Origin of the sequence: Nodularia spumigena CCY9414, assembly GCF_000340565.2 — a bacterium.
Taxonomy (GTDB): domain Bacteria; phylum Cyanobacteriota; class Cyanobacteriia; order Cyanobacteriales; family Nostocaceae; genus Nodularia; species Nodularia spumigena.
In genome coordinates this window covers 441,017-467,323 of the sequence record NZ_CP007203.1, presented here as the reverse complement: position 1 = coordinate 467,323, position 26,307 = coordinate 441,017, and the positions used below count along the sequence as shown (strand labels likewise).

General features: G+C 41.1%; 22 protein-coding genes and 2 pseudogenes. 14 read left to right on the top strand and 10 right to left on the bottom strand.

All coding sequences use genetic code 11. From position 1 onward, the window contains the following. Window positions 1-40 precede the first annotated feature (40 nt). From NSP_RS02160 to NSP_RS02150, 3 genes are all read left to right on the top strand, one after another. On the top strand, window positions 41-397 hold the full coding sequence (locus NSP_RS02160) for a Rieske (2Fe-2S) protein (RefSeq protein WP_042203083.1): 357 nt from the start codon (window positions 41-43) through the stop codon (window positions 395-397). Window positions 398-596: 199 nt separating this feature from the next. Then, window positions 597-1,202: a vWA domain-containing protein gene (locus tag NSP_RS02155; protein WP_006199022.1), complete on the top strand. Its 606-nt coding sequence runs from the start codon at window positions 597-599 to the stop codon at window positions 1,200-1,202. Window positions 1,203-1,625: 423 nt separating this feature from the next. Continuing rightward, window positions 1,626-2,018, top strand: a complete 393-nt coding sequence (locus NSP_RS02150; protein WP_006199024.1) for a salt stress protein, Slr1339 family — start codon at window positions 1,626-1,628, stop codon at window positions 2,016-2,018. Between the two features lie 167 nt (window positions 2,019-2,185). On the opposite strand, the gene NSP_RS02145 is transcribed toward NSP_RS02150, so the two are convergent. Next, on the bottom strand, window positions 2,186-2,689 hold the full coding sequence (locus NSP_RS02145; protein ID WP_006199025.1) for a 2TM domain-containing protein: 504 nt from the start codon (window positions 2,687-2,689) through the stop codon (window positions 2,186-2,188). 318 nt (window positions 2,690-3,007) lie between these two features. Beyond that, window positions 3,008-3,811: a creatininase family protein gene (locus NSP_RS02140; protein ID WP_006196537.1), complete on the bottom strand. Its 804-nt coding sequence runs from the start codon at window positions 3,809-3,811 to the stop codon at window positions 3,008-3,010. A gap of 195 nt (window positions 3,812-4,006) precedes the next feature. Between NSP_RS02140 and NSP_RS02135 the strand changes: the two genes are divergently transcribed. The 3 genes and pseudogenes from NSP_RS02135 to NSP_RS27335 all read left to right on the top strand — a co-directional run. Beyond that, window positions 4,007-4,714 (top strand): ROK family protein, encoded by a 708-nt coding sequence (locus NSP_RS02135; protein WP_006196538.1) that lies wholly within the window; start codon window positions 4,007-4,009, stop codon window positions 4,712-4,714. A 793-nt stretch (window positions 4,715-5,507) separates the two neighbouring features. Then, the gene (gene purH, locus NSP_RS02125) at window positions 5,508-7,046 is read left to right on the top strand and encodes a bifunctional phosphoribosylaminoimidazolecarboxamide formyltransferase/IMP cyclohydrolase (protein WP_006196540.1); all 1,539 of its coding nucleotides are present in this window, start codon (window positions 5,508-5,510) and stop codon (window positions 7,044-7,046) included. 170 nt (window positions 7,047-7,216) lie between these two features. Then, window positions 7,217-7,303, top strand: a pseudogene (locus NSP_RS27335) (zinc ribbon domain-containing protein); the annotation flags it as partial. Between the two features lie 125 nt (window positions 7,304-7,428). Here the strand turns inward: NSP_RS27335 and NSP_RS02120 are convergent. The 4 genes and pseudogenes from NSP_RS02120 to hemN all read right to left on the bottom strand — a co-directional run. Then, window positions 7,429-7,644 (bottom strand): annotated as a pseudogene (locus tag NSP_RS02120) (DUF3891 family protein); the annotation flags it as partial. Window positions 7,645-7,924: 280 nt separating this feature from the next. Beyond that, window positions 7,925-8,617: a manganese catalase family protein gene (locus NSP_RS02115; protein WP_006196542.1), complete on the bottom strand. Its 693-nt coding sequence runs from the start codon at window positions 8,615-8,617 to the stop codon at window positions 7,925-7,927. 306 nt (window positions 8,618-8,923) lie between these two features. After that, window positions 8,924-9,196, bottom strand: coding sequence for a GlsB/YeaQ/YmgE family stress response membrane protein (locus NSP_RS02110; protein ID WP_006196543.1), 273 nt, complete (start codon window positions 9,194-9,196; stop codon window positions 8,924-8,926). A 209-nt stretch (window positions 9,197-9,405) separates the two neighbouring features. Then, complete coding sequence (gene hemN / locus NSP_RS02105) at window positions 9,406-10,788, bottom strand: oxygen-independent coproporphyrinogen III oxidase (RefSeq protein ID WP_006196544.1); 1,383 nt, start codon at window positions 10,786-10,788, stop codon at window positions 9,406-9,408. A gap of 557 nt (window positions 10,789-11,345) precedes the next feature. On the opposite strand from hemN, the gene acsF reads away from it, so the two are divergent. Then, entirely contained in the window at window positions 11,346-12,422 is a 1,077-nt protein-coding gene (gene acsF / locus NSP_RS02100) for a magnesium-protoporphyrin IX monomethyl ester (oxidative) cyclase (RefSeq protein WP_006196545.1), read from the top strand. A 358-nt stretch (window positions 12,423-12,780) separates the two neighbouring features. Then, the gene (locus NSP_RS02095; RefSeq protein ID WP_006196546.1) at window positions 12,781-15,057 is read left to right on the top strand and encodes a cation:proton antiporter domain-containing protein; all 2,277 of its coding nucleotides are present in this window, start codon (window positions 12,781-12,783) and stop codon (window positions 15,055-15,057) included. Between the two features lie 136 nt (window positions 15,058-15,193). Here NSP_RS02095 and NSP_RS02090 read toward each other — a convergent pair whose 3' ends face one another. Continuing rightward, window positions 15,194-15,409: an Hfq-related RNA-binding protein gene (locus NSP_RS02090; protein WP_006196547.1), complete on the bottom strand. Its 216-nt coding sequence runs from the start codon at window positions 15,407-15,409 to the stop codon at window positions 15,194-15,196. A 135-nt stretch (window positions 15,410-15,544) separates the two neighbouring features. Between NSP_RS02090 and dapF the strand changes: the two genes are divergently transcribed. Beyond that, the gene (gene dapF, locus NSP_RS02085) at window positions 15,545-16,384 is read left to right on the top strand and encodes a diaminopimelate epimerase (RefSeq protein WP_006196548.1); all 840 of its coding nucleotides are present in this window, start codon (window positions 15,545-15,547) and stop codon (window positions 16,382-16,384) included. A 159-nt stretch (window positions 16,385-16,543) separates the two neighbouring features. Further along, entirely contained in the window at window positions 16,544-16,810 is a 267-nt protein-coding gene (locus tag NSP_RS02080) for a hypothetical protein (RefSeq protein ID WP_231859522.1), read from the top strand. 279 nt (window positions 16,811-17,089) lie between these two features. Here NSP_RS02080 and ychF read toward each other — a convergent pair whose 3' ends face one another. Together ychF and NSP_RS26655 are read right to left on the bottom strand one after the other, a co-directional pair. After that, window positions 17,090-18,181 carry a redox-regulated ATPase YchF gene (gene ychF / locus NSP_RS02075; protein ID WP_006196550.1) on the bottom strand — a complete coding sequence of 364 codons (1,092 nt, stop codon included), beginning with the start codon at window positions 18,179-18,181 and terminating at the stop codon, window positions 17,090-17,092. A 35-nt stretch (window positions 18,182-18,216) separates the two neighbouring features. Continuing rightward, entirely contained in the window at window positions 18,217-18,435 is a 219-nt protein-coding gene (locus NSP_RS26655; protein ID WP_044482799.1) for a hypothetical protein, read from the bottom strand. Between the two features lie 269 nt (window positions 18,436-18,704). On the opposite strand from NSP_RS26655, the gene NSP_RS02065 reads away from it, so the two are divergent. The 3 genes from NSP_RS02065 to NSP_RS02055 all read left to right on the top strand — a co-directional run bounded on the left by NSP_RS02065 (window position 18,705) and on the right by NSP_RS02055 (window position 22,000). Further along, window positions 18,705-19,136 carry a hypothetical protein gene (locus NSP_RS02065; protein WP_006196551.1) on the top strand — a complete coding sequence of 144 codons (432 nt, stop codon included), beginning with the start codon at window positions 18,705-18,707 and terminating at the stop codon, window positions 19,134-19,136. A 219-nt stretch (window positions 19,137-19,355) separates the two neighbouring features. Further along, on the top strand, window positions 19,356-20,810 hold the full coding sequence (locus NSP_RS02060; protein ID WP_006196552.1) for an aminotransferase class I/II-fold pyridoxal phosphate-dependent enzyme: 1,455 nt from the start codon (window positions 19,356-19,358) through the stop codon (window positions 20,808-20,810). 182 nt (window positions 20,811-20,992) lie between these two features. Further along, window positions 20,993-22,000: a sodium:calcium antiporter gene (locus NSP_RS02055; protein ID WP_042202240.1), complete on the top strand. Its 1,008-nt coding sequence runs from the start codon at window positions 20,993-20,995 to the stop codon at window positions 21,998-22,000. On the opposite strand, the gene NSP_RS02050 is transcribed toward NSP_RS02055, so the two are convergent. Then, on the bottom strand, window positions 21,964-25,092 hold the full coding sequence (locus NSP_RS02050; RefSeq protein WP_006196554.1) for a hypothetical protein: 3,129 nt from the start codon (window positions 25,090-25,092) through the stop codon (window positions 21,964-21,966). The genes NSP_RS02055 and NSP_RS02050 overlap by 37 nt on opposite strands. A 433-nt stretch (window positions 25,093-25,525) precedes the next feature. Between NSP_RS02050 and NSP_RS02045 the strand changes: the two genes are divergently transcribed. After that, window positions 25,526-26,212, top strand: a complete 687-nt coding sequence (locus tag NSP_RS02045; protein WP_006196555.1) for a general stress protein — start codon at window positions 25,526-25,528, stop codon at window positions 26,210-26,212. Window positions 26,213-26,307 lie beyond the last annotated feature (95 nt).

Sequence of the window (26,307 nt, the reverse complement as noted above, 5' to 3'; positions counted from 1 at the left end):
GCGAGAAACTGAAAGCAGATCATTCAGAATGGAGAACCTCATGACCTGGACTAAAGTTCTTGCGGCTGATGCGCTAGCATCAGAGGGGAGACAAGTGGTAAAAGTTGGTACAAGGAAAATTTTGCTTGTGAACCACGAGAGTCAGGTTTATGCTGTGGATAATACCTGCCCTCATTTAAAAATGCCGATGAAAAATGGTAAAATTACTGAAGGTGGGGCAATTGTTTGTCCTATTCATCGCAGTGCTTTTGACCTCCGTACTGGTGAGGTTCAGGACTGGTGTCCCTGGCCACCTGTTGTCGGTACAATTCTATCTAAGATTTCACAGTCAAAGACACTATCGGTTTTCCCTGTGCGTGTGGAAGAAGGTAGTATTTGGATTGACTTAGAGGAATAGTCACATTGCAAGCGATCGCTTTTCTTAGTCTAACCCAAATCGCGGGCGATCGCTTGCGCCCATATTTTCCCCGCCCCACATTTTGCCAAAATAACCCGAACATTGCTCAGAAACTACCGAGAAAAGCCCTGAGTCAATTAATCGCATCAAATCGGGTTGCTATAGTGAAAATACAAAGTTATCAGGGGAAAATTAAATTATGCTCGAAAATCGAGACTATACACTAATTATCGACAAAAGCGGTAGCATGGCTACCCCAGATCAAAAAGGTGGTAGAACTAGATGGGTATCAGCACAAGAATCCACTTTAGCCTTAGCGAGTAAGTGCGAGCAATTTGATCCAGATGGCATCACTATATATTTATTTTCCGGTAGATTCAAGCGCTATGATAATGTGACAGCCGCTAAGGTAACACAAATCTTTCAAGAAAATGACCCCTCTGGTTCTACAGACTTAGCATCTGTGCTGAAACACGCCACGGATGATTACTTTCAACGTAAAAGTTCGGGTCAAACTAAGCCCAATGGTGAAATCATCTTGGTAGTTACTGATGGCGAACCAGATGACCGCAAAGCGGTAATGAAGGTAATTATTGAAACCTCTCGCCGTCTGGATACCGAGCAAGAATTAGGTATTTCTTTCATTCAAGTTGGTACAGATGCACAAGCTACCCGCTTTCTGAAAATCTTAGATGATGACCTCCAAAGCGCTGGCGCTAAATTTGATATCTGCGACACCATTACAATGGAAGATATGGAAGATGTTAGTCTATCGGAAGTGCTACTCAATGCTATTACCGATTAGCACCGTTAGGCGTTCGTTAAAAGTCTCAAGGCTGATATAGCAGTTATCGCCTGTTTACGTACGCGTTCGCTTTTGCGTTCGCGTCTTCCTCGGCTTTGGGAGAAGGGGAGAAGAATTAATTAACCACAGATAAACACAGATATAGGACTTACGCAATAACTCTCTGCAACCCTCTTTCCTTCGTGTCCTTCTCCCAAGGGGAGAGGCTAGCGCCAACGCGTTCTTCTCCCTTGGCGCTAGCCTCTCCCTTTGGGAGAAGGGGAGACGCTACGCGAATGTGGTTCGTTTTTTCATGATTTTGCGTAAGTCCTGAGATAAACACAGATAATTCTTGACCTGGCAGGCTATTATACGCTATATAATCTGCTTTTTCAAGTTTTAACTTGTTACTCTATTTACGCCGTGACTTACTAATTTAAAAGCATGGATTCTATGGATAAGATACTAGCTGAACTCAAAGCTGAATATGAAGCCAAACCCGTAAAACCACAACCACAGAAAAATTCAGCTAAATCATTTACTCCACAACCACCAAAATCTTTATCTTTAGATGATAGGGTTTTGGCAGAACTTAGGGCTGATTTTGCAGCAAAAGATGAAGCTGAGGAGTTAAAAAAACAGCAAGAATTAGAACAGGAAAAAATTCGCCAAGCTCAAATTAAAGCCCAAAAACTAGAAGCTTTGAAGGTTGAAGCACAGAAATGGTTAAAGAAATTAGATCCGTTTTCTTCCGAAGGTCTTTGGTTTGAAAAGTTTGCTGAAAGTTACCCTTCAAAATTAGAGGCGGCGATTGAATATTTACAAAGTAACGGATAAATACAATTACAGCGTATTGCAGGTTTATGAGGTACTCTCAAAAATAATCAACCAGTTTCCCTAGTGGTGAGATTCGTGGGCAAATTAGATAATTCCTCTAGAAAATATCTAGAGGTTTTTATCAAAAAATAGGATGATTTTCTGACCAAAACTTTGCTCTCAATTAACTAAATTTGTAAGGATTTAAACCACTTATTCACAACTGTGTTAATGGTTTGTTTAATTTGATGTTTGCGATTCCACTTTTGAAAAGCCATTTCGTATTCTTCACCTTTGGTTTGAAAGGTATTCCAAATATCCAGCCCTAATGTCAAGCCGCAAAATAGTAAAAAATACAATGACCAAGCAAGACCGCCACCACCGACGATATCTAGCAGCATCAAAAAACTGTTAATAATTGCGTAATTACCAACACGTTTCTTAAATCTTCCTAGACGGTAGGAATTAAAAGCTTCTCTCTGTTGAATTTCGCTATGTTGCGATCGCCAGTCAATTTCTGCTAGATTTAGAGCATCTGGTGATATATCTAACTCTTTAGCAATTTCCAAAAGTTGCTGATAAGAAAATTCCTTATCTTGGTCATCAGCTTGACGAGCGATCGCTAACTGGAGAATTCGCTGCACATCCTCTTGGCTATAAGAACGAAGGCTCTGAGGTTCAAATGCCGTCATAATTATTATCTCTTAGTGTGAGCCACCATTAATCTTGTTTGTACTATCTTTACATTAGCAAATCTAGAAAAAGATATGGGGTGTTGGTTATCTACCTCAACCGCACCTTACCCCCAACTCCTCTGGGAAAAGACAGAACCTCACCCCCAGCCCCTCTCCTTATTAAGGAACCACGGTATACACACAAGTCCAAAAACCTTTCATTTGGTAGGGTGCGTTATGGACTTTAGTCCTAACGCACCCTACAAAAAAAGATTTGGGGTAACTCAATCATTTGTGTGTACACGGTAGCCTTATTAAGGAGAGGGGAGAATTAGATTACCGGGGTTGGGGTGGTTGAAAAGCGTAAATATCTTGAATGGCTTGTACCCAACCATCAGAGACAGATTCCAGGATGCGATCGCCTTTTTCCTTCGTTGCGGTGGTCGCGTCGCCAATTACACCACTTTTACTCACATCCCGCGTCGCCCAAGACACAGGTAACTTACCCTCTAAACTCAGTAAACTGCTTTGGGGTTGTTCTGGTGGATACTCTGCAACAGCTAAATCCATTTTGACCTGTTCTGGTAAAATCGCCAACATAATGCTAGTTTCCGCATCTCCCGCGTGCATTCCTTGAGTTGCTTCCTTCGGTGTTAATAATTCTTTGGTGATATGAGGCACACGCCAAGTAAACAAAGGAAACACCAAAAAATCATCATATTGAATATGCAAATCCCGCGCCACCATTTGCATAACTTGGGGTTGTCCGCCGTGGGAATTCATCAACACCAATTTTCTAAACCCAGCCCGGTAAATACTTTCACCCATTTCCATAATAATTGCTGTCAGGGTTTGAGTACTTAAAGTTATCGTTCCGGGAAAATGCCAATGCTCATTCGATTTACCATAATAGAGAGTGGGTAAAGCATAGGCGGGAATCCTAACATCCAGTTTTTTCAGGGCTGCTCCCAGAACTCCTACACCAATAGCAGCATCAACAATCAGAGGTAAATGAGGGCCATGCTGTTCAATCGCCCCCACTGGTTGAATGATTACCACATTTTCCTTATCCGGCATAGCCTGGATATCAGTCCAAGTTAGGTAGGGAAAAAACCGTTCTGGGGGAATAAAGCTGTGCATCTTACTACTATCGCGTCATTTTTATGTTAACGAGATTTGAGAAGAGGAACGGGGGCAGGGGGCAGGGTGCAGGGGAGAAGAGGAATGGTTTTTAAGTAACCGGAAGTTTAAAGTAACTTCTAACTCCTCCCTGCTCCGGTGCTCCCCTGCCTCTTCAGTCTCTAGTACACCAAGCAGTAAGAAGGAAAAAAGTCAATGGTTGAAGATCATGAATCTATTCGTACCCTATCAGTTGATATTGGCGGTAGTGGTGTCAAAGCGCTGGTTTTAGATATTACAGGAAATCCCATAACCAAAAGGATGCGTTTAGAGACACCCCAACCGGCTAAACCAGAAATGATTATTGATGCTATGGAAGTGTTAGCAGCATCTCAAGGCGAATTTCATCGCGTTTCCGTCGGTTTTCCTGGTGTAGTGCGCCAGGGAGTCACAGAAACAGCCGCTAACTTATATCGAGATTGGATTGGATTTGACTTAGAAACAGCATTATCACAACGTCTCAACAAGCCTGTACGAGTGATTAATGATGCCGATATGCAGGGTTTTGGGGCAGTAACAGGTAAAGGCTTAGAATTGGTAATTACCTTGGGTACAGGTTTTGGTTCGGCTTTATTTATCAATGGTAAACTTGTGCCAAATATGGAAATGGGACATCATCAATTTCGCAAAGGGAAAACCTATGAAGAACAACTCGGACGCACAGAGTTAGAAAAAATTGGTGATAAAAGATGGAATAAGCGTTTAGATAAAGCGATCGCCTCTTTACAAAGTCTGTTCAATTATGATTACCTTTACATTGGCGGCGGTGAAGCTGTCAGAGTAAATCTTGAGCTACCCTTAAACGTCAAACTCATCCCGAATATCACTGGTTTATTAGGTGGAATTGCATTGTGGAAAGATTAGCTAGGGAATGGGGAGTGGGGAGTGGGGAGTAGGGCGCGTTCATACTCTCTGAAATCTACCTTCTGCGTAAGTCCCACGAAAGATGTCCAAATTAATTATCCAACTTATGTATTTCGATATAATGAATCAGGACTTACGCAAAATTATGAAAAAACGAACCACGTTCGCGTAGCGTCTCCCCTTCTCCCAAAGGGAGAGGCTAGCGCCAAGGGAGAAGGAAAGAGGGTTGCAGAGAGTTATTGCGTAAGTCCTAATTTAATTCAACAACTCAAACGCCCAAGTATTCCTATGTGCTTAGTTTAATTTAATATGTGCTTGGTTTAATTTAAATTGTCGCGTAGCCGGGCTACGCCCGCTCCCTATTTGTGCCAGTTGCATCGCTTGTATAATACAAATGTACTTTAATTTAGCGTAGGCGTAGCCCGCCGCAGGCATCGCCTGTGCCAGTTGCGTAAGTCCTACATTTAAGTTATCTGTTTTCAGCAAAGATTAAGCAAGCAAAAATAGCTGAGTTCGGAGAGGTTATTTGCGATCGCCTTCTAAAACACATCAAATCATTTGAGAATATTTGTAGTTGTATGAAATAGCGATAGCGAAGCGCTCCGCAGGAATCGCCTAATCGCAGACTTGAGAAGATGATTGTTGAGGCGATCGCATTTTTATTCTCCTCATGGTTTACAGCCTTTTTTTATTTATCACTCCCTGAGTTCTGTAATCTGGTCTTGAAGTGAACCAAGGCTTATGTAAAACTGATGATCTTTCGCTTCAAAGCCTACATCAGAGGAACTAAAACATGGCGCGTCTAGCACTGCTGAGTGTATCTAACAAAACTGGTATAGTTGACCTGGCTCGTCGCTTGGTCGAAGAATTTAATTTTGATTTAATCAGTAGTGGGGGAACCGCCCAAACCCTCAAGGATGCGGGGCTACCTGTCACCAAGGTTTCTGATTATACGGGTTCACCTGAAATTTTAGGTGGTCGAGTTAAAACCTTACATCCTCGCATTCATGGCGGAATTTTGGCGCGGCGAGATATTCCCCAACATTTGACAGATTTAGAAAATAACCAAATTCGCCCCATAGATTTAGTGGTAGTGAATCTTTATCCCTTTGAGGAAACTATTGCTAAACCTGGGGTAACTTTATCTGAAGCGGTGGAACAAATTGATATCGGTGGACCGGCGATGTTACGGGCTGCATCGAAAAATTTTGCCCATCTCACGGTATTATGCGACCCAGCACAGTATGAGGAATATTTGCAGGAATTAAGGCAAAACAACAATTCTGCATCTCTGGAGTTTCGCCAAAAATGTGCTTTAAAAGGTTTCTCTCACACAGCTAGTTATGATCAAGCGATAGCAGCTTATCTCAGCCAACAATCTCAAGATTCTCTACCCCAGGAATATAACCTTTCTGGGCAGCAATTGCAATCTCTGCGTTACGGTGAAAACCCCCATCAAGCTGCTGCTTGGTATCAAAGCGGGACTACTCCCACGGGTTGGGCTGCGGCGACGAAATTACAAGGTAAGGAACTGAGTTATAACAATTTGGTTGATTTAGAAGCCGCCCGCCAAATTATTGCTGAGTTTACTGATACCCCAGCAGCCACGGTGATTAAACACACAAACCCCTGTGGTGTAGCTGTGGGAACTACCCTGGTGGAAGCATATCAAAAAGCTTTTAATGCTGATTCGGTTTCAGCTTTTGGGGGAATTGTGGCACTTAATCGCCCCATTGATGCAGCGACAGCGAATGAGTTAACTAAGACATTTTTAGAATGTGTGGTTGCGCCTGGTTGTGAACCTGAAGCCCAAGAAATTTTGGCGGCGAAATCTAAACTACGGATTTTGACATTAGCAGATTTGAGTAGTGGTTTCCAGGATACCGTGAAAGCGATCGCAGGTGGTTTTTTAGTCCAAGCTGCTGATGATGCTCAAGCTGATACCAGTAAATGGCAAGTAGTCACCGAACGTCAACCCACCCCGGACGAGTTAGCCGAATTATTGTTTGCTTGGAAGGTCTGTAAACACGTTAAATCCAATGCTATTGTGATTACAAGCGATCGCACTACTTTAGGCGTGGGTGCTGGTCAAATGAATCGCGTTGGTTCAGTTAAAATTGCCTTAGAACAAGCTGGCGCAAAAGCTCAAGGTGCAATTCTCGCCAGTGATGGATTTTTCCCCTTCGATGATTCCGTGAAAACAGCCGCAGCAGCCGGAATTACTGCCATTGTCCAACCAGGCGGCAGTTTGCGCGACCAAGATTCCATCAAGGCTGCAAATGAACTGGGTTTAGTCATGGTATTAACTGGTATCCGCCACTTTTTACATTAAATCTTGGGGATTTAGCTTGTGCCAGTTGATAAACTGTCACATCTTACACTTGTCTTTGGAGCAAACAGCAGTATTGTCTAGTTGTGTGTGAGGAGCAAGTTAAAAATAAAAAGCGTTTGGGGTGGAAACACGGCAACACTCCCAGGCGCTTTTTAATTTATAATTCGTAATGTGAAAATTGCGGTTTTGAGTGTGATAGAGATTTAAACGCAGCTATCAATTTATCAAAAATTGATTTGTCAAAAGCTGTCAGTTAGACAGTGTTAGTCTGTGGACTGGATAATGCAGACATTACCAGGATGAAGCAGAAAGTAAACTTCAAACCCTATCTAGTACAAGTTATCTATTAGACATCTCCGAAAACCATCTAACCTTGACCATGACTCAGGGTAAAGTCCATTGGCGCACCACCAACACTCAGATTATACTCTTCCCATTCTTTTTCTAACTCATCATGATGAGAAATTGCCGCCAGGGTTTGATATAACCTTGCGGGAGGGTTTTTACGTCGCCATTGTCCTGCTAATTGAGCAGCTGGCAAAGCATGGGCGCGATGATAAATAATTTCCCAACCATTTTGTGTAGCATTAACAATCACAAATCGATCTCCCGATTTTAAATTGTAATTTTTAGGAAGAATGAATTAACCACAGATAAACACAGATAAACACAGATACAGTTTTCTGCTAAATGTTTTGGTGTGGGCAAAGATTTATGCCCTGTTTACAAATAATGTTGTATATTCTTGACTAATACACAACATTTTTATTTACAGCAATTTGCAGGTATATGAGGTAAAAAAGCAATAGTGAAAATATTGTGGGGGAGGGCAAGGACTGCCCGCCAGAACCTACCTACAAAAATGAAATGTGCTGTATTTAAGATTTGCGTTCTAGGGGGTTAGCAATGTAGTTGAATGCTGGCTCAGAATTCCAAGGGCCACGCTGGTCTTTACCATCGCCATCTGTAGATAGATTGTAATAAATATCAACCGTTTCATCAGGTTGAATATTACCAAAGAATGGGTCGGTTAATTTACCTAATGAATCGAGGGCTTTCATAAACATTCGAGTATGAGAAACTTCTCGTGTTAATAGATGCACCAAAGTATTTTTCGTTCCTTGGTCTGTTGCTAACTTAATCAATTCTTCGTAAGTTTGACGAGCGCCAGCTTCAGCCGCAATATTAGCTCTCAAATCCCGAACTACATCCCCGCCTTCATTCAAGTAATTTGCCGTCCAAGCACTTCCTTGACTATCTAGAAAGTGAGGTCCCATACCTCTGACAGCGAACAGAGTGCTTTTGTATGCCTCTGTTTGATCCATATTTTTGGTATGACCTTCAATCAGTCTACCAACCATTTCTAAATGGCTGAATTCTTCCAAAGCAATGTCTTGGAGCATATCTCGAATTCCAGCATTTTCTACATGAAATGATTGTACCCAATATTGCAAAGCTGCTGATAGTTCTCCCGTTGCTCCCCCAAACTGCTCTAGCAATAATTGAGCAAAACGAGGGTCAGCTTCAGTAATGTTTACAGCGTGAATTGGTTCTTTTTTGTGGTAAAACATAATCTACCTCTTACAGAATTTTTAAAGCAAAAAAATAACGCAATCTGATAAAATTGTGATAGAATAAAGTGATTATAATTAGGTTTCAGCCTCACAACCTAAAAAGCCGCTAGAGATACTACCAAACGGTAGTATCGATGCGTTGGATTTAAACAATTAAGTTTTACGCTGAGAGAACGCCGCCATTATCGTTAGTTCTAAACTTGTGATATTCAGCTTACGAGACGATTCTGTGAAAAGGTTTAGCAGACGCACGCGTTCTTTCTCTAGTTCTTTCTCTATTTATCACCTAGCTGCTAATTTAAATTAGGCATTACTGCGGCTGGTAAACAGTCCCCACAAATAAATAGCAATCATTGAACCAATAACTGCTACAAAAAGACCAGGGATACTTAAACTAGCAGCCGTTAATTGCAGCGTTCCCGTTTGGATTAGCGAAAATACACTACCTCCAATAAACGCACCGATAATACCCAAAATCATTGTTGAGAGTATACCACCACCTTGAGAACCGGGATAAATTGCTTTACCGATTGCACCAGCCAAAAGTCCTAATATTACCCAAGCAATAAGATTCATAAATTTCCTCTATATCTCAACTGTATTCAGTTTATCAATTGCTATTTACAATTGTTTCTGTCAGAGGAAAGAGTTATGAAAATCAAAAGGTAGAGAAAATTTTATTTGAGTTTACTATATATTAAATTAAATCAATTAATCTGATTTCCGATGATGAATGTGTGGGCAATTGATGAATTGCCCTGAATCGCAACCACTTTATATTTAGCTTAAATTGCTCTAGAAAATCGCTGTTCTCTGGTTTGACTATAATTATCAAAGATAACAGCGATGTTTCTCACCAGTAACCTACCGATATCTGTAATCTGGATGTGGTTGGTTGATATATTGACGAGTTCATCGGCTTGCAGGTGCGCTAATGCTTTTAACTCATGGTGAAAATATTCATCGAAATTGATGTGATATTTCTCGGCAATATCTTGCTTATTCAGATGAAAATGAGACATAATACACATGATCACATCTCTTCTGATGATGTCATCTTGACTCAGTTTAATTCCTTTACTAATGGGTAAAATATCGGAGGCGATCGCCTGATAATAATCCTTTAATGGTTTGTGGTTCTGCACATAAGCATCATGAAGCATACTGATGGATGTCGCACCAAATCCTAAGAGTTCCGTTCCTGCGTGGGTGGTGTATCCTTGAAAGTTGCGCTGGAGGGTGTGATTTTGTTGTGCGATCGCTAATTCATCATTATCTTTAGCAAAATGATCCATCCCAATAAAAAGATACTTGTTACTCGTCAATTCTTCAATAGTCATTTTGAGAATTTGTAACTTTTCTTGGGGTTGCGGTAATGCGGCTTGCGGAATATTTTTTTGTGCTGGCTTCATCCACGGTACATAGGCGAAGTTAAACACAACAATCCGGTTAGGATCTAATGCAATTGTCTTGTTGACAGTTTCTTGAAATGTCTGGAGAGTTTGATAAGGTAAACCATAAATTAAATCTACATTCACACTGTCAAACTTGGCTGCTTTAATCCAAGTCATGACATCAAACAGTAATTCTTCTGGTTGGAGGCGATTTACAGCTAGTTGTACTTGGGGATTAAAATCCTGAATACCAAAACTAATGCGGTTAAATCCTACTTCACGCAAAAAGTAAATATACTCTTGATCAACATAGGCGGGATTAATTTCAATGGAAATTTCGGCTTGTGGATCAATATTAAAGTTTTCCGTGATGTGTTTCCATAAAAATTTGACTTGATCCTGATTTAAATAATTAGGTGTACCACCACCCCAGTGAATTTGCAGAACTTTTCTGTCTGAATCAATCAAGCGCGCCATGTTCTTGATTTCGCGCACCAAATGCTCTAAGTAAGGTTTGGCGATATTCTTATTTTGGGAAATTACTGTATTACAACCGCAGAAATAGCAAGCACTCTCACAAAAGGGGATATGGAAATATAAAGACAGAGGAGATTTTCGGTAATTGGAGGCGGCGATCGCATCGTGAAAATCAGTTACAGTAAATTCTGGGCTTAACTCTGTAGCGGGCGGGTAACTCGTGTATCTGGGTGCAGGATTATCATACTTTTTGATCATATCCAGATCAAATTTGACACTAGGCAAGACAAAAACCATCAAAACCTCCAAGAAACTGCGATTATTCCGCCTCATGTAGCGCTGCGGAAATCAAACTACCAATGAATCTGTATACTCTCTTATTTAGTGTAGAGAGTCGCGGGAGTGCGTGATGTGTTGACTCCAACCAAACAGCCTAAATAATTTGAAATGATCGGGTTTGTTGGTTTCGGCAATCATTTTTCTCTCACAGAATCATTTAACTATAAATATTGGTATAAATATAAAAATATTAATATTTCTTTAGATTTTTCCGGTTATGGAACCTCACCCCCAACCCCTCTCCTTATTAAGGAGAAGGGAGACTTTGATTAAGTAGTTATTAATTTTTGAGGGTGCATACTCGGTATCATAAGCGTAAAAACTCACAAATTCAGACTCTGTTAAAACCATATCCCCTCGTGGGTGTGGTTAACTAATGACTAATGACTAATGACTAATGACTAATCACTAATGACTCCCCATAGCGAGTTGACTTTTCAATATTTTAACTGATGTGTTGTTTCTATAATTTATGCTTATATAACTATTAAAAGGTAAAAAAAGAAAGCAGTCTCATGGTTAAGTCTCTCGAAACTTCCAACCCTGAATTACTGAAGCCAGGTATTAAAGCGCCTGTTCAGGAAACGTTGTTAACACCCCGGTTTTATACCACTGACTTTGAAGCGGTGGCAAATTTGGATATTTCGGCGAATGAGGCTGAATTACAGGCGGTTGTGGAAGAGTTACGTGCTGACTATAACCGCCATCACTTTGTCCGCGATGAAGAGTTTAACCAATCGTGGGATCACGTTGAGGGAGAAAAACGCCGCGCTTTTATTGACTTTTTGGAGCGTTCATGCACTTCAGAGTTTTCGGGGTTTCTGCTGTTTAAAGAATTATCTCGCCGACTCAAAGCCAAAAATCCCCTATTGGCTGATGCTTTTAATTATATGGCACGGGATGAAGCCCGCCATGCGGGATTTCTGAATAAATCAATGGCAGATTTTAATCTGTCTCTAGATTTAAGCTATTTAACTAAACATCGCACATATACTTTTTTCCCGCCAGAGTGGATAATTTACGCAGTCTATCTATCGGAGAAAATTGGTTACTGGCGTTATATTTTAGTTCATCGTCATATCCAAGAAAATCCGGAATATCAATTTTATCCCCTGTTCCGTAAATTTGAAAGTTGGTGTCAGGACGAAAACCGACATGGGGATTTCTTTAAGGCACTATTGCGATCGCAACCCAAATTATGGAACAATTGGCGATCGCGTTTGTGGGTGCGTTTCTTTTTGCTGACTGTATTTGTCACCCATACCATTACAGTATTTGAACGAGCTTCATTTTATGAAGCCATTGGTATACATCCCCGCAAATACAATAATCGCGTCATTGAGGAGACAAATAATACCTCATCACGGGCATTTCCTTTGATTCTGGATACGAATCACCCGCAGTTTTTCTGGCGGTTAGAACAGTGTTTCCTCAGTACTCAGAAATTGACGGAGATTAAAGAAAGTAATCGTTCTCCATTTGTCAAGTTCTGGCAAAAAGTTCCCCCCATGTTCTCGATTATTTCCAATATGTTGCGGCTTTACCTGATTAAACCTATTGATGCGGAATCAACACGCGCCACAGTTCGTTAAACACCGACCGAATTTAAATAGGACTTACGCAAGAACTCTCTGAAACCTTCTTAACTTCTCCCTTGGCGCTAGCCTCTCCCTTTGGGAGAAGGGGAGACGCTACGCGGTAAGCGAAGCTATGCCGAAGGCGAAGCCTCTCGTAGAGAAGGCTTTACGTGGTTCGTTTTTCCATAATTTTGCGTAAGTCCTGTTAAATATGCTTCCAACAAACCCCTTGTAGAGACGTTTCCTGAAACGTCTCTACATTCTTTCTTGGAGATATACACCCAATCAAAAATCATCGCTGCTCACCCTCCCCGCAAATATAAAAACTTTGTATCCTAAATTCAATAGGACTTAAGATTTCTTTGAAAAACTTGTGCAAGAAGATTTTAGACTAATTGTTGATTTAGTTACAGTTCTCGCCGTCGCCGCCTGTGGTGGACTTTTAGCTTCACTGTTACGCCAACCTGTGCTACTAGGCTATCTGATCGGCGGGATGATTGTCGGGCCAGCCGGTTTGGGAGTGATTAAAGAAGTTATTCAAGTAGAAACTCTGGCTCAGTTCGGAGTCGCTTTTTTATTATTTGCTTTGGGTGTGGAATTCTCCTTTGCAGAACTCAAAAAAGTCAAAGCGATCGCATTGGGAGGTGGTGGACTACAAATAGTCTTAACGATTCTGTTCACCGTTATAGTGTGCGGAATCACCGGTGCTGGGGAAGATTTACCTGCTAAAGGTGTATTTTTGGGGTCAATTTTATCTTTATCTTCCACCGCAGTTGTCCTCAAGTGCTTAATGGAGCGTAACGAAACCGAAACACCCCACGGACAAGTGATGTTGGGGATTTTGGTAGTCCAGGATTTAGCCCTGGGATTAATGATCGCGGTATTACCAGCCCTAAATCAACCAGCAGAAACCATTGGAATTGCAGTCATAACAGCGTTACTGCGATTGGCTTTATTTGCTGGGGGCGCAGTAGTAGCGGGGATTTGGCTGATTCCGCCTTTGTTGCGAATCCTCGCCCGCACGGAAAGCCGAGAATTATTTTTATTAGGTGTGGTAACGCTGTGTTTAGGTATTGCTCTACTAACTGAACATTTGGGACTATCCATTGAAATGGGGGCGTTTGTCGCTGGTTTAATGATATCAGAAGTGGAATATGCCGACCAAACTTTAACTTATGTCGAACCACTGCGAGATATTTTTGCTAGTTTATTTTTTGTCGCCATTGGGATGTTAATTGACCCGGTGTTTTTGTGGAATAATATCGAATTGATTTTGGTATTGGTAGCACTGGTATTTGTCGGGAAGTTTTTAATTATCACGCCTTTGGTGAAACTGTTTCGCTATCCGTTGAAAACAGCTTTAATTGCTGGGTTAGGACTGGCGCAAATTGGGGAATTTTCCTTTGTGTTAGCCAGTGAAGGACAAGCTTTGGGGTTAGTTTCTCGGCGAATATATTTGCTGATTTTAGGAACTACAGCAGTTACACTGATGCTGACTCCCTTTGTGTTGCGATTAGTGCCATTTTTATTTAATTTTGCCGAATCAATGCCTTGGTTGCAACCATATTTAGAAGAAGTTTATCCCCGTGATGTCTCAGAGAATTTACCCTCAAAAAGTCATTTTGTCGTCTGCGGTTATGGGCGAGTGGGTAAGAATTTGGTGAGGTTGTTACAAAAGCACGATTTACCTGTGGTAGTTATTGACCAATCAGAAAGAAGGATACAGCAATTACGGGAGGAGGGTGTGCCTTATGTTTATGGTAATTGTGTGAGTCTTCACGTTTTGGAAACTGCGGGGGTAAATAATGCGAAGGGAATGGCGATCGCACTTCCTGACCCCATGAGTACCCGGTTATCTTTAAAACGGGCTTTAGAATTGTGTCCAGAATTAGATTTGGTTGTGCGTGCGACTCAAGATAAAAATATTGAAGTCCTGTATCAATTGGGAGCGAAGGAAGTTGTCCAACCAGAATTTGAAGCTAGTTTAGAAATGGCTAGTCATTTATTAACAGGCTTAGGGTTTTCATCCTTGGTAGTGCAACAGGAAATGAAGCAAATTCGCAACAATCATTATTTAACATTACGACCAGAGCGATCGCCTTCACAAGTTTCCCGTGATTTACAGCAAGCTACTCGTGATTTAAATCGCCGTTGGTATACCCTACCAGATACTTCACCTTTGATTAATATGAGTTTAGGCGAAGCGGATATCCGCTACTTAACAGGCGCAAGTTTGATGGCTATTCGCCGTGCTAACGAAGCGGAAATAGATTATCCCAATGCTCAAACTATTTTAGAAGCAGGCGATCGCTTGTTGGTAGTAGGCGCAGCTGAGGAATTAGCAGCTTTAGAAGAATTTGCTCAGGGAAAGGTGGCTGTTCCTGGAGAAAATAAAGCTTGTCAGTGGGTGACGATTAATGCTGATTGTCCCGTTTTAGGTATCACCCTTGCAGATTTGGATCTGTACCCAGAATCAGGAGTCCAAGTACAAGCGATCCGGCGAGATGGTAAATTTATCCGCAGTCCTGAGCAAAAAACAGATTTGCGAGTTGGTGATCAAGTGTTGTTGTGTGGTAAATTGTCGATTTTAAATCAACTACAACCATTTTTTGCGAGCAGCACCACACCTTTAACGACATCTTATTCTTGACTTAGCATTACTTAGGTGGGCGTAAATAAAGTTAACTAGCGGGGGTCGTCATTTGTCCTTTGTCATTGGTCATTGGTAAGGGTTTTATGGGTGTTTACGAGTCGTAATATAGTTTGGTTTTTCCATACCCACCTACTTACTTAGACTTGTAGTAGGCGATCGCCTGTTTCCAAATAGTGGTTTGCCGATTATAATCATCCACAATACAAACACAGTTGTGATCTTGCCAAGCAACCTTACCTGTCAACAGATCACCCGTGACCAATTTTAACTCGATCACTGTTTTTTGTTTAATCAGTTCTTGTAGTTGGCGAATGCTAGGTAGTGACGTATCAAATTCAGTTGTAGCCATTTTTAGTTATAAGGGAGTAGGGAGTAGGGAGTAGGGAGTAGGGAGTCGGACTGGGAAAATTATTTGCTCTGATTTCACCCAATATCAGATACTCAATACCCCATATCTAATCATTCATAATTCATCATCGGAAAAATGGCAATCGAATTTACTAAGTATCACGGTCTGGGAAATGATTTTATTTTAGTTGACAATCGCGCCTCATCTTTGCCAGTATTGACTCCAGAGCAAGCAATTCAATTGTGCGATCGCCACTTTGGTATCGGTGCTGATGGTGTAATTTTTGCCCTACCGGGAGAAAACGGTGCAGATTATACCATGCGAATTTTTAATTCCGATGGTTCAGAACCGGAAATGTGTGGTAACGGAATTCGCTGTTTAGGCAGATTTATCGCCGATTTAGAAGGCGAATCCCGAAACAAAGACTCATATCGCATTCATACCTTAGCTGGGATGATTACACCTCAACTCATGGCTGATGGTCAAGTTAAGGTGGATATGGGTTTACCCAGATTATTAGCTGGAGAAATTCCCACTACCTTGGGTACTGCTGAGACAAAAGTAATTAATCAACCCTTAGAAGTAGCCGGTCAAACTTGGGAAGTTACCTGTGTCAGTATGGGAAATCCCCACTGTATAACCTTTGTCTCAGATGTCGCCGCTATTCCCTTAGAAATTATCGGTCCTCAATTTGAACATCACCCAGCCTTTCCCCAACGCATCAACACCGAATTTATTCAAGTCGTGAGTCGAGACTATGTAAAAATGCGGGTATGGGAACGAGGCGCAGGTATAACATTAGCCTGTGGGACAGGTGCTTGTGCTTCCTTAGTAGCGGGGGTATTGACCGGAAATTGCGATCGCATCGCCACAGTAGAATTACCTGGTGGTCCCTTGCAAATTGAATGGTCAGAAATCGACCAACGAATTTACATGACAGGGCCAGCCCAAAAAGTATTCACAGGTCAACTGTAACAGCTTGTAGTGAGGGCTTCAGCCCTCCTCATCTCAATACAGAAGTCCGGGAAAAACAAACCACAGAGGACACAGAGGACACAGAGTCAAGAGATTTTGAGAGGTTGTTTGCTATGATTGAGCATCTATGCAAACATTTATCACAAAATGCCGCGATTTTTGAGATTAATCATTATTATAGTTTTCCTCAGTGCATTTTTACTCATATCCCAGCCAACTTGGGCGCAAGATTGGCGACCAGTTCGGGTGGGATTTAATGGTAACAAAATCCTCTGGCGACAAAATCCTGAATTTACACCTCTCCACCGTTCTAATTACCGCAAAATTGAAGGGATAGAACTTGTACCAGGTGCTAACGGTGGTGTAGTTTTGGGTACAGATGATGAAAACTTGGGTTCCTATGTGTACATTATGGGAAGCAATTAAATCAGTTAAGAGTTATCAGTTAACAGTTATCAAAGGATGGGGTGGGGTTCTCGTATCTCACTCAACTGAGAACCGCTATATGAGTTTTCAATCGTCAGTTAATGCCGAAATGTTGCGGAAATGAAACCCAATTATATTTCTTTAGGACTTACGCACAGGTCATGAAGGAATGAACCACGAAGGACACGAAGGACACGAAGGAAAGAGAGTTTTAGAGATATTTTGCGTAAGTCCTGTTCTTAACTGACAACTGATAACTGATAACTGATAACTGAATAACTAGACGTTAAACCGGAATAACATCACATCACCTTCTTGCACAATATATTCTTTTCCTTCACTGCGAACTAAGCCTTTTTCCTTCGCAGCATTCAGAGAACCATGTGTAACTAAAGCTTCATAAGAAACGGTTTCAGCGCGAATAAATCCCCGCTCAAAATCAGTGTGAATTACTCCAGCAGCTTGGGGTGCAGACATTCCCGCGTTAATTGTCCAAGCACGGGTTTCTTTGGGACCAGAGGTGAAATATGTCCGCAAACCTAACAGGGTATAAGTAGCCCGAATTAAAGATTTTAAACCGCCTTCTTTGACACCTAAAGATTCCAGAAAATCAGCCTTATCTTCTTCTGGTAATTCCACTAATTCGGCTTCTACTTGTGCCGAAACAACCACAACTTGGGCATTTTCTGTAGCTGCAACTTGCCGAACTTTTTCGACAAAATCATTACCCGTTGCTAATTCTTCTTCAGAAACATTAGCAGCGTAGATAATTGGTTTATTGGTCAGTAGTTCTAGTCCCTTAATAATTTCTGCTTCTTCTTCAGCTAAACTTACTTGACGAACAGATTTACCTTCATTTAAAGCCGCAGCTAATTTTTCTAAAACAGTAATTTCAAACTGTGCATCTTTGCTGGTGCGGGCTTGTTTACGAGTGCGGTCAATTCGGCGCTCAATTTGCGCTAAATCAGATAAACCCAGTTCTAAATTAATGATTTCAATATCTCGCGCTGGGTCAATAGAACCGGCGACGTGAATAATATCTTCATTTTCAAAACAACGTACCACATGGATAATTGCATCAACTTCGCGGATGTGGGACAAAAATTGATTTCCTAGTCCTTCTCCTTGACTAGCACCTTTAACCAAGCCGGCGATATCGACAAACTCAACTCGCGCTGGTATAGTTTGTACAGAACTGGCAATGTTAGCCAGAACGTTTAAGCGCTCATCCGGTACTGAGACGATGCCCACATTCGGTTCAATCGTGCAGAAGGGAAAGTTAGCTGCTTCGGCTTTGGCGTTAGCGACTACAGCATTAAATAAAGTAGATTTTCCGACGTTGGGAAGTCCGACAATTCCGGCTCTTAGCATTTTCGATGTGAGATTTTGTTAACTACAAAGTCAATTTAAACAGGTTCAGGGATGGTTTGGGGTATTGTCCCTGGAACCGTTTGCGGAATAGGTGCTGGGACTGGTTCTGGTGCTGGTGCTGGAACTGTTTGGGGAATGGGGGTTGGGACTGGTTCGGGTACTGGTGCTGGTAATGGTTGGGGACTGGGTAATGGGTTCGGTTCAGTGTTGGGTATTTGTGGTTCTGGTATAGAAATAGCTGTGGGATAAGTCACGATAGGTCTAATTTTATTATTCAACTTTTCCACCCTAGATGACAACCCATGCAACCTACATCCCCCAAAATGGCTATCCCAGTTAAAGATGATTCTAATTTTCAGCTATTCAACTTGATATTTATGTAACCGTTCAGGAGTTAGAAGAGCGATCGCCAAAGGCGGAGTGTTCCGTAGCAAAGCCCCAAAAATTCTCCCCAAAATCTGATAAATTAAGAGCAATTGTCAGGAATATATTAGATAATTAAAGCAACCAATAGGAAATAACAATGGATGATTTTTTGTTTTTAACCCGTGTATTCCCCTCCGTTGATATTTTTGTAGGATTGAAACCAGCTTTAAAAAGAAATACAAAAGGCAAAACAATTTTTAGTTGTTTTGATGTTGATGACAATTTAGTAGCTAGTCGGGTATTAAAAGAAGCGCGAGGTCTAAAAAAACTGGCGGTTCCTTCAATAACTCATAAGATACATATTAAATCATTCAATGAAGATTACTATCTTGTTGATGTCAAATTAATGATTGAAGACTGCATTAAAGATAAAATTGCCTGCGTTAAAAGAGATTATGGGTTAACACCTGAAGAATATTATCAAGAAATCCTAGAAGCTCGTGCAAAAGCCAGTTTAATTAAAAATGTGGCTTTAAAAGATGAGTTGGATTTTCCAGACAGTGAGGAATTGGAAGCTAAGAATGAGTAGATAAAACAAGCTTCTACAACGGGAAAAGGGTTTCTGAGTAATCTACAGTGGTTGGCTTCTGTGTATTTTTATTTATTCATCTCAAAGAAGAATTCTGTAATATTTATACTACATTTTTAAGTGCGAAATGTGGATTATTAGATAATTAGATTCGATTCTTGATCTGCAAACTCACAAATGATTTTTATATCAAGTTAAAGGCAGTTCGTTTTGACAAAAATGCGAAATCAAGACCAAACCCCCTTATTAGATGCCTTAAAAGCTTGTACAGCCCATGCTCACGCGCCTTTTTACACGCCAGGACATAAGCGAGGTGTGGGCATTTCTCAACCCTTGGCTGATTTACTGGGGAAAAAAGTGTTTGGTGCTGATTTAACAGAATTGGCAAATTTAGATAATTTGTTTGCACCCCAAGGCGTGATTTTAGCAGCGCAAGAATTAGCCGCAGAGGCTTTTGGGGCGGAAAAAACTTGGTTTCTGGTGAATGGTTCTACCTGTGGAATCGAAGCGGCGATTCTCGCTACCTGTGGCACTGGGGATAAAATTATTATGCCCCGAAATGTGCATTCTTCTGTAATTTCTGGCTTAATTCTTTCTGGTGCTATCCCGATTTTTCTCAATCCTGAATATGACTCAGTTTTAGATATTGCTCACAGTATCACACCTGAAGCTGTGCAAACGGCACTGGAAAAGCATCCTGATACTAAGGCAGTGCTGGTAGTATATCCTACATATTACGGTGTTTGTGGAGATTTACAAGCGATCGCTCAAATTACGCATCAATATCATATCCCCTTACTGGTAGATGAGGCACACGGCGCGCACTTTGCATTTCATCCTGATTTACCTACCCCAGCTTTAGCCGCAGGTGCAGATTTAACTGTCCAGTCTACGCATAAGGTGCTGGGTGCAATGACACAGGCATCAATGTTACACGTCCAAGGGGATAGGATAGACATTGACCGTGTAAATAAAGCTTTGCAACTTGTGCAGTCTACCAGTCCGAGTTATATACTTTTAGCTTCTTTAGATGCCGCACGTCAACAAATGGCATTATGTGGAAAAGGGCTGATGTCTCGCACTTTAGAACTTGCAGAGGTAGCGAGAAGGAGAATTAGCGAAATTTCGAGATTATCGGTTTTGCAAATGCCCAATTTAGATCAAACACGGTTAACTGTTACTGTTTCTGGGTTAGGTTTAACCGGATTTGCAGCTGAAGAAATTTTAGATGAAAAACTGGGTGTGACGGCTGAGTTTGCATCATTGCAACATCTGACTTTTATTATTAGTTTGGGTAACACTTTATCTGATATTGAGCAATTAGTACAAGGTTTTATGAGACTGAGGAGTGGGGAGTTACTTCGACTGCGCTCAGTAACCGGGGGAGTGGGGAGTGGGGAGAGTACAAGGAAGGGGTTCGTTTTATGGGATAATTTAGGATGTGTTTCTCCCCGTGAAGCCTTTTTTGCGGTTAGTGAAATTTTACCTTTATCAGAAACAAGCGATCGCATCTGTACTGAAATCGTCTGTCCTTATCCTCCGGGAATCCCCATTTTAATGCCTGGAGAACTAATTACTCCAGCAGCCTTAGAATATTTACAACAAATTCAATCAATGGGTGGATTTATAACTGGTTGTGCAGATACCAGTCTCAAAACTTTAAAGGTTTGTTAGCGCTTGGCCTCTAGTTGGGTTGAATTTTAGAAGGAACGAACCACAAAGGACGCAAAGTACACGAAGAAAGAAAAAGAAGAAGAAGAAAGAAAGAAAGAAAGGTATATTTGGCGTAAATTATATCAGTGATCGGTTTAGTCCCAGTCCCAGTCCCAGTCCCAATTCCCAATTCCCCATTCCCTATGTTCCTTTTTATTCAAGTTATAGTATGTTTCCTCGCCGTGATTGCTGTTGGAATGCGGCTTTCCCATAGTGCTGATGTTGTAGCTGAGAAAACTGGGCTGGGACGTACCTGGGTTGGTGGTCTACTATTATCTGGTGTGACATCTTTACCAGAGTTGGCGACAGGTGTCAGTGCAGTTACTGTATTAAACGCCCCAGATTTAGCCGCAGGAGCAATTTTAGGTAGTTGTCTTTTCAATTTGATGATTTTGGGACTGCTGGATATTTTTAGCGGACGCGAACCATTACTCAAACGCGCACCTGTGGGGCTGGGATTAGCCGCTAGTCTGGGTTGTGCGATGTTGGGCGTAACTGCGGCGGGAATGCTTTTCACTCAGCAAGGAATTTCTCTAACTTTAGGATGGGTTGGTGTTCCCAGTTTATTATTAATTTTGCTTTATATCGTCAGCGCCAAAATGATGACGCAGTTTGAACTCAGACGACGCGCCGCAGCTATTTTAGAAGCAGAACCGGAGGCTTTGCAATACCAGCACATTAAGCGAGGACAAGCTTATCTGAATTTTACCTTACTTTCTATAGCTACTGTACTCCTGGGTGTGTGGTTGGCGTTTTTGGGGGACCAGGTTTCCGCAGTTACGGGACTAGGACAAAGCTTTATCGGGGCGTTGCTGCTAGCTGGGGCGACATCATTACCGGAAGTGGTGGTATCTGTGGAAGCTATTCGCATGAATGCAGTGGAAATGGCTGTGTCGAATCTTTTTGGCTCAAATCTCTGGAATTTAGCGATTCTGGGAATTTACGATGTGGTTTACCTCAAAGGTAATTTGTGGTTGGAAATTAGTGATGTGCATCTATTAACTGCGATTATTGCGATGATTATGACTTCAGTAGCAACTGCTGGTTTAATATATCATGCTGTCAGTCGTACCCAAATCTATGTGACTTGGGATGGACTGACTCTCATCGCTCTCTACATTGGGGGAATGTATATCATATACCGCAGTTGAGTTGCTAAAGCTCCAGCGATCGCACTCGCAAATAAAGAAGTTAAAGCTGTCCCAAATAGCCACCAAGCCGCATTCGCCACAATTCTTTTAGTTTCCTCGGCTTGGATTTTCCCTTGTTCTTGAACTGCTTCTAGGCGTTTTTGTACTTCTTGCTGGATGCGTTCCCCTCTTTGCAATACACCATCCCGCGCCGCTTCGATTTGGTCAATAATCCTGTTAGCATCCTCTGGGGTAATATCTTCACGAGAACTGAGGATAGCAACTAGGGTATCACGATCAAATTGATTTAGGCGATCGCGCAAAGCTTCAAATCCTGCTTGGGGGTCATCAAATAACTTGGCGAAGTCTTGCTGAATCCCTTCATAATTTAGTTCTGGACGCTCCAAGGAGTTGAGGTAATCGCGAATTTTGCCAAAAACTCCATCAATTACAGATTGCAACCTTTCCTGAACTTCCTGGAATTGATGGACAATTGCATCACGCACCGATTCAATTTGATCCACAATCCGGTTAGCTTCTTCCTCAGAAATATCTTCCCTTTCAGATAATAAAGCCACAATTGTAGAACGGTCAAATTTAGCGAGGCGTTCGCGAAGCGCTCCGAAGGAATCGCCTAAATTCCCCACTCCCACTTGCGGATCTCGCAGCAACAATTGCAGATCACGTTTGATGCTTTCGGGGTTGAGTTCTTCTTTATCAGTATGACGCAAATAATTTTCTAAATGAGTTTCAAAATCCGTCACTCTTTGAGCCGCACGACTAGCGTAGCGTCTTGGCGCTTTGATAATACTGTTAATCGCCTTTTGTACCTGATCAATTCTTTGATTAACTTGCTCTTCGCTTAAATCTTGGCTTTGACTGAGAAGTTTTACTAGAGTATCACGATCAATTTGCGATAGGCGATGGCGGAATGCTAAAGCACCCTCTCGCGGATCAGCTAATAATGTTTCTAAATCTCCTCTAATACCTTCTGGGTTGAGTTCTTCCAAGTTAGTATTACGGAGATATTCAGCTAATTTATCGACTGTGGTTCGGGGTAATTGTAAAATGCGATCGCGTACTGATTGAATTTGATCAAAGATTTTGTTTACCTCATCCTCGCTCAAATCTTGGCGTTGACTGAGCAATTTTACCACTGTATCACGGTTAAAATTAGATAGGCGATCGCGGATTAAATGCATTCCGACTTCTGGCTGTTCTAGTAAAGTGCTAAATTCACGTTTAATACCTTCAGGATTTAATTCTTCCTTGTTGGTATTCCGCAGATAATCTTCTATTCTTTGCCATAATTCATTAACTTTTGCTGTTGCTTGTGCTTGGCGTTCTCGTTCTTGATTCAAAACTTGATTACAGATACTTTGCAGTTGATTAACAATATTATTAGCTTCTGCATCACTCAAATCTTGACGATGTAACAGTAACCGCACAAAAGTATCATGCTCAAAAGCTTGTAGCCGAATCTCTAAATCAGTAAAATCCTGTAATAAACTCGTAAAATCTCGTTCAATAGCCTCGTAATTCAGTTCAGCTTTACTTGTAGAACGCAGATAATTTTCTATTCGCAAGCGCAATTCTTCACCTTTTTCGCGTACTTCCGCCTGTTGAACAATTTCTAAAACTTCCTCACGAACGCTTTCCATCTGATGAGTAATTTCTGTTACTCTCCCCTCGCTAATATCACCGCGCTGTTTGAGGAAGTTTCTAAAATCTTCTTGATTAATTTCTGTCAATTCCCGGCGCGTCGTTGTCGGATTTGCTTGTGGGTCGTAGATAACTTCTTGAAATTCATCTCTAATTGTCGTGCGGTTAAAATGCCAAGGTAAAGAATTCAGAATATAATCTTCTACATCCGCCTTGATAGTATTGTCTGGTTGCTGTGGTAATTTTGCAGCTATTTGTGCAGTGGTTTTATCTCTGATATCTTCTAACTGATGTGTAATTTTCTCCACATCTATATCTTGAACCTTATCCCTGAGCTTTTGAACCTGAGTTGTAATTTTTTCGATATCAATATCAGAAAAATCTACCCGATCTAATACTGCTGGTAAAGCAGTATTTAAACCATATTGCATTCCTTGTTTAATTAAAGCATTGCGACCATTACCATTTTGTTTAACTCCCACCAATTCCTGAAGCCGTTCACCTAATTTTTCTGACTTCAACTCTTCGGGTGTAGCCGATTTCAGTAAATTAATTACTTGCTCAGTCGGACTTTGACGAGCCACAACTTGTTTCCAAGCATCTTCTAATTGGTCTGCAATTTGATTAATCTGTTGTTTTGATAAATTTGTCTGATTGCTAATTAAATCAATAAATGTTTGGCGGTTGATATTTTCTAGGAAATCACCATCAGCAATTGATGATAAATCTACATCACTGAGGATTTTATTAAATTCTTTGCGAACATCTGCTAAATTCAGTTGTGGTATTTGCAGAGATTTTAAAGAACTTTGTAATGTATTCTTAATCCCTTCAGCATTTAAACCCGAAGTTAATTCTCGCCGCACTGCATCTGTAATTTCTTCCGCAGTAGAAACCGCTTGTTTTTTCGCCACATTCGCGCCAATTGTCGCAGTTGCAGTTCCCAATATAGCCTGTAATCCTGCATTAGTAGTATTGATAAAAGAACCAACCAAAGAACCCAGAGTTGATGAACCTAACCAAACCACTAATGTAAAATAGCTAGACCAGATAACTACACCCATAATTGCGCCTAAGAGTATACTTTCAATTAAGCTCAATTTTACTGCGAGAAAACAAGCGAGAAATAAGGCAATACTGGCAGTTATTAATGCCCAAAATCCTACTTTTTTTTCAACTTTGCGAATTTTCCCGCCCCAGGAACTCGACTCAGACCGAGCAGCAGAATCAGTTCCTAAAGATAAAATTCCTACAGCCAGGGAAAAATTAGTTAATAAAAATTGAAAAGCCAAAGCCATTAAAGTCCCAGCTAATAGCGCGACTATCAACTTGGGACCAGAAAACATTAATGATACTTGTTCAGGACTTAAAATTTCTGACATTCCATTCCTGGGTGCTATTTCCATAGATAGCCAAACACCCTGAAAAATGGTTTCCATACTTTGAAACATAATAGTATTTTCCTAATAGCGCTCAATTTAATAGCCATTTGCTTCTAAAAAGCCTTACTTAACAGTTTAAATTGCTAGTTATCTAGACCTACACTTTCTTAGGTAATAAATCCCCTGTCCAAAAGTCATACTTTCTTTCATAACTTGTGCCTAAGTCCTAACTTTGATTAAATTCCTCTATTTAATTGCTAATTCTTTGTATAAATTCACTTATGTCTAATGACAGAGAGTGCAATTATGTCAAGGGATTGATGGAATTTTTTCCTAAAAATGTGTAAATAAATATGTTGATAGCATTTTTCTATATGAGAATGCACTTTCATACTTTACTAGTCTGTGATCCCAGGTTTTCGGCTGGGGGAGAATTAAAGTGCAAAATTACAGAAAATTTAGACGATATCAATAAATTTAGATTTGATTAGGAGATTTAAAAATGGTTACTAATGTGCGTAGACGAGCTGTAGGTACTTTTTCTCACCGTAGAGACGTTGAACAAGCACTACATGAATTGAAAAATTCCGGCTTTTCAATGGATAGAGTTTCTGTTATCGCCAAAGATGCAGAACAGAAAGGCGATATTGCAGGGACTAAAACAAGAGAACAGGTAGGTAATAAAGCTGATGAAGGTGCAACAACTGGGGCGCTTTCTGGCGGTGCTTTGGGCGGTATAACCGGCTTATTAGTTGGTTTGGGAACTTTAGCAATTCCCGGAATTGGACCAATTATGCTAGCAGGTGCAGCCGCAACAACTTTGGCTACAACTCTCGCTGGTGCTGGTATTGGTGCAGTCGCAGGGGGTTTAATTGGTGCATTAATCGGCTTAGGAATTCCCGAAGAACGAGCCAAAGTTTATCACGAGCGAGTTGAACGAGGACATTATTTAGTCATGATAGAAGGCACAGACGCAGAAATCACCAGAGCCGAACCAATTTTACATCGCTACGGTATTGAAGAATTTGGTGTTTATGACTACCCTAATGAGCAAGTAGAACATCTCCCAGAGCATGATTCCATCAGACGTGAGACTACACCAGTTTCAGAGACAGTTCGTACCAATTACTCAGCAACAAGCGATGAGCCAACGGTAGTCATTATTGACAATCGTGATGAAAAAGTTTAATTACAAAACCTTCGTTTTATTAGGAGTAGAAAGAGCATGAAAAAGTTGCTCTTCGCTACTCCTAAATCACAATTTTAATTTGTGAGGAAGACTTA